At 70.0% G+C, this 8,786-nt stretch carries 10 protein-coding genes; 2 read left to right on the forward strand and 8 right to left on the reverse strand.

From position 1 onward, the window contains the following. Positions 1-59 precede the first annotated feature (59 nt). The 7 genes from KBX43_RS31080 to KBX43_RS31110 form a co-directional block, all read right to left on the reverse strand. Positions 60-1,193 (reverse strand): site-specific integrase, encoded by a 1,134-nt coding sequence (locus tag KBX43_RS31080; RefSeq protein WP_082931123.1) that lies wholly within the window; start codon positions 1,191-1,193, stop codon positions 60-62. Continuing rightward, positions 1,190-1,378 (reverse strand): AlpA family transcriptional regulator, encoded by a 189-nt coding sequence (locus tag KBX43_RS31085; protein ID WP_064448178.1) that lies wholly within the window; start codon positions 1,376-1,378, stop codon positions 1,190-1,192. Before KBX43_RS31085 ends, KBX43_RS31080 begins: the two co-directional genes overlap by 4 nt. Continuing rightward, positions 1,375-3,096, reverse strand: coding sequence for a replication initiator (locus KBX43_RS31090; protein ID WP_064448179.1), 1,722 nt, complete (start codon positions 3,094-3,096; stop codon positions 1,375-1,377). The genes KBX43_RS31085 and KBX43_RS31090 overlap by 4 nt, the downstream gene beginning before the upstream one ends. After that, positions 3,093-3,767 (reverse strand): hypothetical protein, encoded by a 675-nt coding sequence (locus KBX43_RS31095; protein WP_064448180.1) that lies wholly within the window; start codon positions 3,765-3,767, stop codon positions 3,093-3,095. Before KBX43_RS31095 ends, KBX43_RS31090 begins: the two co-directional genes overlap by 4 nt. Beyond that, a complete protein-coding gene (locus tag KBX43_RS31100; RefSeq protein WP_064448181.1) occupies positions 3,764-5,194 on the reverse strand; it encodes an FtsK/SpoIIIE domain-containing protein in 1,431 nt (476 codons plus the stop codon). Before KBX43_RS31100 ends, KBX43_RS31095 begins: the two co-directional genes overlap by 4 nt. A gap of 3 nt (positions 5,195-5,197) precedes the next feature. Continuing rightward, complete coding sequence (locus KBX43_RS31105; protein ID WP_157539156.1) at positions 5,198-5,659, reverse strand: hypothetical protein; 462 nt, start codon at positions 5,657-5,659, stop codon at positions 5,198-5,200. An 89-nt stretch (positions 5,660-5,748) separates the two neighbouring features. After that, on the reverse strand, positions 5,749-6,180 hold the full coding sequence (locus KBX43_RS31110; RefSeq protein WP_064448183.1) for a hypothetical protein: 432 nt from the start codon (positions 6,178-6,180) through the stop codon (positions 5,749-5,751). 196 nt (positions 6,181-6,376) lie between these two features. Here KBX43_RS31110 and KBX43_RS31115 point away from each other — a divergent pair, with 196 nt between their 5' ends. Together KBX43_RS31115 and KBX43_RS32005 are read left to right on the forward strand one after the other, a co-directional pair. Beyond that, complete coding sequence (locus tag KBX43_RS31115; protein WP_064448184.1) at positions 6,377-7,162, forward strand: GntR family transcriptional regulator; 786 nt, start codon at positions 6,377-6,379, stop codon at positions 7,160-7,162. An 11-nt stretch (positions 7,163-7,173) separates the two neighbouring features. Further along, complete coding sequence (locus tag KBX43_RS32005; RefSeq protein ID WP_064448185.1) at positions 7,174-7,821, forward strand: 2'-5' RNA ligase family protein; 648 nt, start codon at positions 7,174-7,176, stop codon at positions 7,819-7,821. A 379-nt stretch (positions 7,822-8,200) separates the two neighbouring features. Here KBX43_RS32005 and KBX43_RS31125 read toward each other — a convergent pair whose 3' ends face one another. Continuing rightward, entirely contained in the window at positions 8,201-8,416 is a 216-nt protein-coding gene (locus KBX43_RS31125; protein ID WP_064448186.1) for a hypothetical protein, read from the reverse strand. Positions 8,417-8,786 lie beyond the last annotated feature (370 nt).

Consider the following 8,786-nt stretch of genomic DNA (forward strand, 5'->3'; position numbering starts at 1 on the left):
CTCATAATCCCTCGGTCGCGGGTTCGAACCCCGCCCGCCCCACCAGCCGTTTTCCCAGCTCAGCCATGCTGGGGACGACCCAGGCGAACCGCGTCCAGGTCCGGACCCAGGCTCACAGTCCGCACTGAGTCCGCAGCGGCACGACCCGCCGCCCGGTCGAGGCGATCCGCCACCTGGTCCAGGTCGTCCTCGAACAGGTCCGCGTACACGTCCAGCGTCATGGCCGCCGAGGCGTGCCCGAGCATCCGCTGCACCGCCTTGACGTTGGCGCCCTCAGCCACCGCGAGACTGGCCGCCGTATGCCGCAGCTCGTGCGGAGTCAGGCCCGCGAGCCCGACCGACACCGCAGCCCGATCGAAGACGCGGCGACGGAAGTTGTTGTTACGCAACACCTCGCCGGTCGGGGAGGTGAACACCAGCTCGTCACCGGAACGACCGGCGATCTGCGCGGCGATCGGCTCGACCAGGAACCGGGGGAGCGGCACCGACCGCCGCTGATGAGTCTTGGGCGTACCGAACACCGCCCGACCGTTGACCTCGGTCACCGACTCCGCCACCAGCAGCCGGCGCTTCACCAGGTCCACCCGCCGCACGCGCAGCGCGGCCAGCTCGCCCCACCGCAACCCGGTGTAGGCCAGCACCCGGATGATCAGCCCGTGAGGCTCTGCCGCTGCCGCCAGCTCGCCCACCTGGCCGTGCGACAGGAACACCTTCTCAGCCCTGCCGATCCGTGGCAGCCGCACACCTGACGCGACGTTGCGAGTCAGCCGACCATCCCGAACGGCGAGGGCCAGCAGCAGCGAGAACACCCGGTGCGCTTGCCGAACGGTGGACGGCGCAAGACCGGCCTGCGTCATCCGGCGCACCCACTCACCAACGTCGGCGTGCGTGACTGCCGAAAGCGCGACGCGTTCCCACACCGGAAGCACCTGCCGGCGCAGAAGACTGCCGTACCGCTGGCGAGTCGACGGCTTGAGCTGCACCTGATTGGCGAACCACCGGGCAGCCCAGTCACCAACCGTGACCCGCGACAGAGCCGGATCCACCCACTCACCGCGGGCAAGTGCCGTCTTCATCGAGGCATGCCACCTGTCGGCGTCGACCTTGCGGTCAAAGTGCCGAGCGTGCTCCCTGCCGGCGGCATCCCGGTACCGAGCACGCCACTTGCCGTTCGGCCGCTTGACCACGCTCACCGCTCTGCCGCCTCATCGAGCCAGGCCCGCACGTCGACCGGGTCATAGCGCAGATGACGGCCCACCTTCCGGGCACGCGGCCCCAGACGCCGATACCGCCACTGGTACAGCGTGCTCACCGGCACGCCCAGGAACGTCGACACGTCCTCAGCCGTCCACAACGGCTCGATGGTCCCGGTCTTCATACTGCTCCTCCCTGAGCGGTGGCGGTTGCCGAAACGTCGGGCGGGTCGGCGGCGGCGCGTCTGGCGGCGTCGAGCTGGGCGCGCCATTGGATGCGCTCGGAGATGGCCCGCAGGACCCGGTGGCCGATCGGTGGGACGTCGGGGTCGGTGGGCTTGGCGAGTTCCCAGGCGTGGCGTTGCTCGCCGCCGGCCGGGGCGGTGTCGGCGTCGGTGGTGATGCCGAGGAGGGCTTTGACCCAGTCGCGGCGGTCGGCCCGGTGGTCGGTGAGGGTTTTGCCGGACCACTGGCGGGAGATCAGGACGCGGCGCCCGCCGATGCCGAGGGTGTCGCGCTTGTGGACCTTGTTCTTGCAGTTGCCGGGCTTCAACCCGGGTCGGGCCTTCTTGGGCTGGATGCCGTAGAGCAGCCAGTTGGCGCACCGCTCCGAACACGGCGTGTGCCGCAGTTCCTGCCAGAGCCGTTCCAGGTGGGCGCGTTGCCGGCCGGTGGTGGCCTCGTGGCAGTCGGCGGCCTGCTTGGTGAGGTACTTGGTGATGTAGCCGACGCACCGATCCGCGTCCTTGGTCCCGGCGAGCACACCCTTGGCGTCGACCTGGCTACCGAAGCGGACGACGTGCACCGGTTGGGCGTCGGGGTCGGCGTCGACCAGGTCCAGGGCGTCATCCCACGACGGCAGGAGTCGGCCGGTGGTCGGGTCGGTGTAGCCGGCGGCGTCGGCGTCCCATCGCGGCGCCCGCCCCGGTTCGTAGACCAGCTCGTCAACGGGCGGCCACCACACCTGGTGATACGTCGCAGCGGCGACCTGGCGCACGAGGGCGCGGGGGATCGTGCCGCGCATGGCGAAGTGCGCGTGCGGAGCGAGACGGCGTTGCGGCTCGACCGCGCCCGCGTACTGCACGTTCCAGCCGACCGCCCGGCGCAGGTTCTGCCAGAACCGGTCCAGGAGCCGGGGGAAGTGCACCGCGTCCCACGCGGCCCGCCGGTAGTCGTAGGTGTCCGGGTCGACGGGCGTGCCGTCGGAGTGGACGCGGCCGTAGGAGCCGAGGGTGAGGGTCAGGAACATCGACGGCCGGAACACCTGCCCGCCGCGACCGGAGTAGGTCCGCCCGAGCGTGCGGTTTTCCACGGGCAGCCGGGGCAGGTCCGGTGCGTCCTGGCGCCGCTTGGTCGAGCGGACCCGCCGCTTGCCGTCGCCGTCGTCGGAGTCGTCGCTGGCGTGGGGTGGGGCAGGTCGGCCGCGCATGCCCTCGGTGGTGATCTCGGCTTCCAGTTCCCCGATCGCATCGTCCAGGTCGGCGACCTGATCCCACTGCGAGGCGCGGGCGGCTTCGTCGCGGGCGAATTCCAGGTGAGCGCGGGCGACGATCAGCGCCTGTTGCGCCTCGGTCGCCGGCCGGGGGCCGGGGTCGGGTTCGTCGTCCCGGTGCCAGCCCTCGCGGATCTGCTGCTGCCGTAGCCGGCGGGCGCGGGTGGCGCAGGCGGGGCACTTGGCTTCCTGCGTGGCGCCGCACGGCAGGTCGATCACCTCGGTCTGCCCGGAGCCGAGGTCAGTGCGGCGCAGGGATACGGGGCGGGTACAGACGCCGTAGTCGGCGGCCAGATCCTTGACGACGTCGATGGAGCGGGGCATGAGCATGCGGGCGGCCCGGGAGCCCGGCCTCGGAGAATCCGCCGGGGTGGCGGGTTCGAGGCCGGGCAGCGTCGGAGTCAGCGTCATCGGCCCACCCCCAGCGTCGGGACGCCGTTGCGGCGGGCGAACGCAGATGGCGGAACCGGCGCGAGCGGACCCTGACGGATCGGCTCGACGGGAGCCGGGCGGGTCGGCTCGGCGGGGTCGGCGTCGACCAGGGCGACGGGCTCAGGCACGACCGGGACGGGAGCCGGCGGGACGGCCGGAATCGGGGCGGGGGCCGGCGGCGGGACCGGGGCAGGAGCCGGCGGCGAGACCGGCCGGGCCGGAGCCGGGGTCGATGCGGGCGCAGTGGCCGCCGCCGGGGTGGTGAGCACGAGCTTGGACAGGCCCATGAACGCCAGCGCCGGCACGGCCGACAGCAGCCAGCCGGTGGGGCCGGGCTTGGCCACGGCGAGCTGCGCGGCCAGGGACAGGAGCACGGCGGCGACGAGGAGGAACAGCGGGTAGCCGACCGGCTGACGGTTGCGGCGTCGGCGGCGGATGGTCAGCAGCGCGGCGACCGGGACGAGTTCGGAGATGACGGCGTTGGCCCAACCGAACCACGCCCCGGTCCCGGGCGGAGAGTTGTCGAGGGTCCATTCCTTGACGTGGGTGAACGACGCGGCGCCCGCGAAGCCGGCGACGGTGAGCAAGATGACGACGAGGACCAGGCCTTCAACACGGTCGGTGCGGGTCGCGGTGGGGTGAGGCTTCATGCGGCACCTCCGAGGACTTCGCCGTCGATGACCCGCAGCCGGCCGTAGGTGTGGGCCATGTCGCGGATCTCGTCATCGGTCAGGTAGGAGAAGCGGACCCGCATAGGGGTGGGGTCGCCGTCGATGACCACGAACGCCACCCCCGGCAGGCTCTGCGGGATCCGGTCGCACAGCGCGCCCCGGTCCCGCATCCCCTCACCGAGGACCAGGTCCACCTGAGCGGCTTCGGCCAGGCGCAGGCCGATGCGGGTGGGGAACAGGTCCCGGAACGGCAGCACCTCCTTACGCGGATCCTGAATCGCCGCGACCACGTGCACGCCGACCGCCCGGCCCTGCGAGAGCAGGATCGACAAGGCGGCCTTGACGCGGTCCTTCAACTGCCGGTCAGTCAGGTACGCGGTCAGGTTTGCCAGCTCGTCAATCACGACGACGATCAGCGGCTCATCCGGCGTCGGGACGTGCTGGCGGGTACGGCCGTAGAGCTTCCCGGCGCGGTCCTTTGCGACGGTGGCGGCTTCCTCGATCAGCTCGACCATGGCCGGGTAGTCCTTGCGGGCGAAGCGGGCGAACATCGGCGCACCCATCCCCAACTCCATCCCGCCCTTGGGGTCCAGGCCCCAGAGCTGCACGAGGCCCGAGGTGACGCCGTTGGCCAGGGAGCGGACCACGGACCAGATGACCGAGCCCTTCCCCGCACCCGTGGCCCCCACGACGAGGACCTGCGTGCCGAACAGGCGAAGGTCGTAACCCTCGCCGTCCTCACGCCGGCCGACCGGCAAGGCGGTGAACTCCGGCACCGCAGGCACCGGCAGCGGGCGGACGAGCTTGGCGAGGGGGTCACCGCGGAACAGGTGCAGCAGCACCACATCCGGCCGCGACCCGGGGACCGCCTTCACCTGGCGGACGCCGAAGGTATGCGCGAGGCGTTCGGCGACCTTGGCGAAGTCGTCGGGGATCTGCCCGGTGACCATCCGCACCGTCACCACATCGACGCCGCCCGTGCACTGCACCTTGCGCAGCACCGGCAGCACCGTGTGCGCGTCGAAGGAGACGGCCAGCTTCGCCGTGACCATCGCGGCGTGCCAGTTGCGCCGGTACAGCCAGCGGCGGATGCGAGCCAGGATCGGCCACCACCCGAACCGCAGCCACGACGACCGATGCCCGAAGCCCCACCCGGCGGCGACGACGGCGACCAGGACCACGACGCCGACTGGCCCAGCCCAGCCGAACCGCAGGTACAGCCAGGCGAAGAACACCACCGGGGCAGTGACGTACCAGAACCGAACGAGCACCACGGCCAAGCGGGCGAGGCCCTTCAGGGTCCACCACGACAGGGCCAGCCACAGCGGGATGCGAACGAACGGAGTCCGCACGTTGAGCGGGGCAGCGTCGATCCGCTCACCCCGGATCACGTTGACCAACGGCATACCTCAGCCCTCCCCACCAGCAGCGGCGAACAGGAAGCCCTGACCCGGCGAGCCGCCACGGCGGCGAACCACCCGGCGGACCGGACGCACCGGTCGGGCCGGCATGAGTTCGGCAAGGTCGACCGGCCCCGACTGCGGGGCGGGAACGTGGCGGGTCATGGTCGGAAGCCACCGGCCACGGCCGAGCACCGCGCGCAGGTCGACCCGGTCGGACACGTGCGGGGCGATCAGGTCCGGGTCAAGGTGGCGCAGCTTCACCACCGTCCGCGCCAGAGCAGCAGCAGCGGCGGAAATCTCGACCAGCACGGCCACCCGGACGGCGTCGGACGGGACGGTGGTGTAGACCTCGCGGACCGCCCGGATACCGGAACCGGCGAGGCGCATCACGGTACGGCGGTGGGTCGTGCGGCGGGGGGCGGGGCGCGGGTTCCCGACGATGCGGGCAGCGTCAGCTAGCGTGGGCATCAGCCCAACTCCTTCCAGGGAGAACGGGTCAGGGCGCGGGGCGGGAATCGACTTGGCGGTAGAGGCCCGCCCCGCGCGTCGAGTTCTGGTCAGGCCGCCTGCTTCGTCGCGGCGGCGGTCGGCTCGGTCATGGCGCCCGCGCGGATCGACCACGCCTGACGCGCCCGGCACTTCCCCGAGCCCTTGCACCGCTGGCTGTCGACGTACGGCGTCAGGGTCACGTCCGAGAACGTCACCGCCGGCGGATAGCCCGGGATCTTCGACGCCGGCGGAACCGGCTGCACCGGCGCGGCGATCTTCACCTTGACCTCCTTCGACCCGCCGAACTTCCCGGCCTCCGGGTCCAGGTCCAGCACCTTGACCACCCACAGCCGCTCGCCCGTGTCCTTGTCACGCGCCTGGTCATCGCCCTGGCCGCGCTTGTCGAAGTCCGTCACCGCTTCCACACCCAGGCACAGCGCACCCGCCGGGAAGACGTAATCGAACGGAACCGGAACCTTGATCGAGTTCGGGACAGCCATCTCGGCACTCCTTGGTGTCGCCGCCGGCCCTCTGCCGGTCTTGGCGGGTCCGAAGACCTATAGAGGACTGTAGGTGCTCACCGCCCGGTCATCAAGACCTCTATAGGACGATGTTGCCGAGAAGTGTGGTCGGCATCAGCGCTACCGTGGTCAAGAGGGGTAGACCTCCATAGGACCGGCCCAGGATGGGGCAGACATGACGGACGACCTTGGTGCAAAGGCACCCAAGTACTTGCAGATCGCGGCCCAGCTACGCCGGGAAGTCCGCGACGGCAAGTTCAAGCCGGACAACCGGCTTCCTGCTGAGACCGCTCTTGCAGAGCGCTTCCGAGTCAGCCCGATCACTCTCAGGAACGCCATTGGCGTGCTTCGGGCCGAAGGGCTGATCGAGTCCCGTCACGGCGTCGGCACGTTTGTGCGCGAGAGCCGCCGGCTGCACCGTCGATCCCGCGACCGCTACGGGCGGGCGCGCAAGGATCAGCGGCTGCTCACCTCGCATCTTCGGCATGAGATCGTCTTTGCCGGACGCGTCCCGGTGCCCGCGCACATCGCCGAAGTGATGGACATCGAGCCGGGCACCGAGATCGTGGTTCGCCGTCGCAACCTCTACGACCGCGAGACGGGCAAGCCCGAGGAGATCGGCGCTAGCTACATCCCGGCCGAATTTGCCGCTGGCACCTACCTAGAGGAACCCACCGTGGTCCCCAAGGGCCTGTTCCTGTGCGTGGAAGACCTCAGCGGCAAGCGCTACACGAGCGCGCGAGACCAGTGGGTGGCCCGCCTTCCTACCGCCGATGAAGCCGCGGCCCTTGCGCTCCCCATGGGTGCCCCGGTCATGCACGTCATCCACACGGCCCGAGCCGAGGACGGCAGCATCCTCGAAGTATCAGAGTCCGTATGGCCGGCCGACCGAATCATGGTCATCGACGACTACCGGGTAGAACCAACGGCCACCGAGCCCGAAGCGCCCTCGGAAGTCTGACAGGAGAAGTCGTGTCATTCGCAGACCTTGCACCCGGGCAGCACGCCGGCCACGTTCGCGACCACTGGTGGTGGCGGCCCGGTTGGCGTGTCGGGCGCCGCTTCTACGCCTTCCATGTGACCTTCGAGGACCAACCCGAGCTGTACCGCCTGGCGGACTCGTACCGGTCGGCGCTGGCCGCAGCTCCCCCCGCAACGCTGATCCCGGATCAGTGGCTACACCTCACCATGCAGGGCATCGGCTTCACCGACGAGACCAGCGAAGCGACACTGTCCGCAGTCATCGAGGAAGCGGGCAAGCAGCTCGCGCGACTGCCCGCGGTCGCCGTCGAGTTCGGGGAGATCGTTGTGGCTGACGAGGCAATCGTCATGCCCGCGTTGCCTGCCGAGCCTGTCCAAGGGCTACGAGCCGCTACCCGGACCGCCATCGGGCACGTCGTCGGTGAGGACCAGGTCCCCGAGGACCCCAGCCGATACCGGCCTCACGTAAGCGTCGCCTACCTGACTACCGATGGCCCATCCGAGCCTTACGTCCAGGCGGTGCAGTCCGTGGCTCCTGAGCCCGCCACCGTCTCGATCAGCCACGTAGATCTCATCGAGATGCACCGGGACCGACGCATGTACGAATGGCGAGTCGTCGCTCGGATTCCGCTCGGCTAGCCCGTGGCAGTCTGCGTTGCCGAATTCCGCTCTATCAGATCAAGGCGGCCCGCAAGCGGGCCGCGCCGGCCGCGCTCGGCCTGCTGGCGGCGCAAGCGCCGGCATCGGCCGGCGCGCCGGCCGTTAAGAGCCTTTGCCTCCGGCGGGGGCCAGACGACTCCGAGATGGAGTTGCCGAACGGTTCAGGTTCGTGGGTGGTGGGATGCCATCCCGCCAGCCACCGACCCAGGCAGAGCCGAGCAGACCAGGGCCAGGGTGACAAGGTCGTTCGTCCGATAGGGCGCTCCACCTTGTCACCCTGGCCCTGGCCCGCTCCACGGTGTGTGGGTCGGCGGCAGACGGGATGGCAGATATGAGGTTGTCGGAGCGTGAGGTGCGCCTACAGGCCGGTGCCGCCGTCGGGCATCTTGTTCCTCTCCGACATGCCGGAGGCGAAGCGCTCTGCGTCGCGCCGATGCTGTTCGCTGGCGGCTCGGCGGGAAGCAGTCGAATCCACATCCGAAGAGAGCTGATTGCGCTGCCGCCGACTTAAGAGAGCGACGATTCCGCCAGCCAGCACCAAAAGCACCACGAGAGAAACCACCACCGTCGTCATACCATCGACGCTACGTCACGCGCGCCACTTTTTGCCATCACCGATGGCCGTACAGCCATCCGTACAGCCAAGCCGGCCGACCTGCCCGGTCGGAGGCCGACCAAAGGCGACATGACGAGCAGGTCAATGGCGGTCACCGATACTGGCCGACAGCGGGCTTGATCTTTGCAATGCAGGTCTGGCGAGCGCCGTTCTCGTGGCGGGGAGCAGTCCGCATCCAGTCCGCAAGAGGTCGACGGACGGTGGGGGAGTGGTGAGAGACGTCGAGAGGTGTTTCCGCTGGTAGGAGCCCACTCGGGCAGGTCACCGGGTCGCCCATCTTGATCTCATAATCCCTCGGTCGCGGGTTCGAACCCCGCCCGCCCCACCA

It is taken from the genome of Micromonospora sp. C41 (assembly GCF_018070485.1).
In the GTDB taxonomy this organism is placed as follows: Bacteria; Actinomycetota; Actinomycetes; order Mycobacteriales; family Micromonosporaceae; genus Micromonospora; species Micromonospora chalcea.